Below are 838 nucleotides of genomic sequence, written 5' to 3'. Positions count from 1 at the left end.
CGGAGTGGAACGGCATGTTTCACCCGGAGGATCAGGAACGGGCCTGGACGATATGGCAACACTCGATGGCAACCGGCGCGCCGTATCAGATCGAATATCGCCTGCGCCGGGCCGACGGCCAATATCGCTGGACGCTCGGTCGCGCGCTGCCCATGTATGACGATAACGGCACGATCGTACGCTGGTTCGGCACCTGCACCGATATTCACGAACAGAAGGAAGCAAGCGAGCAGCGCGAAATCGTCGCGCACGAGCTGAGCCACCGCATCAAGAACATCTTCGCGGTAATTTCGGGTTTGATCAATTTGTCCGCGCGCAGCAATCCCGGCTTCGGCCCGATCGCCAGCGATTTACGCGAGCGGGTGACCGCGCTCGGCCGCGCGCACGATTTCGTGCGGCCGCACAGTGCGCAATCGCGCCCGTCCGTCTCGCAAAACAGCCTGCATGGCCTGCTGAGCGAACTGTTCCTGCCCTATCAACCCGAAGCCGCCCCCCGCATTTATGTGCAGGGCGTGGATTTCGAAATCGACGATCGCTCGGCGACGCCGCTGGCCTTGCTGTTCCACGAGCTTGCCACCAACGCCGTGAAATATGGCGCATTGTCGAGCGACGCGGGTGTCGTCGAGATCGCAACCCGCCGCGATGGCGAACGCGCAGTGCTGGAATGGCAGGAGCGCGACGGCCCGGTCGTCAACGTTCCGACCAAGACCGGGTTCGGCTCGCAATTGATCGAACTGAGTGTGGTTCGTCAATTGGGCGGGACCGTAGAGCAACGGTGGGAGCCGGACGGGCTCCGCGTGGCCATCGCCATTCCCAACCCGGCCCTGCGCCGCGACTA

Annotated in this window: 1 protein-coding gene; it reads left to right on the top strand. The window is 63.2% G+C overall.

Features of this window, described 5'->3' with window-relative positions:
* Positions 1–14: 14 nt before the first annotated feature.
* A partial coding sequence (locus tag AACY08_RS27555; protein ID WP_339472270.1) for a PAS domain-containing protein occupies positions 15–838 on the top strand: 824 nt, incomplete at its 3' end.

The sequence above is a fragment of the Pseudomonas sp. EL_65y_Pfl1_R83 genome, assembly GCF_963970695.1.
In the GTDB taxonomy this organism is placed as follows: Bacteria; Pseudomonadota; Gammaproteobacteria; order Pseudomonadales; family Pseudomonadaceae; genus Aquipseudomonas; species Aquipseudomonas tritici.
This window is presented reverse-complemented; position numbering and strand designations above follow the sequence as displayed.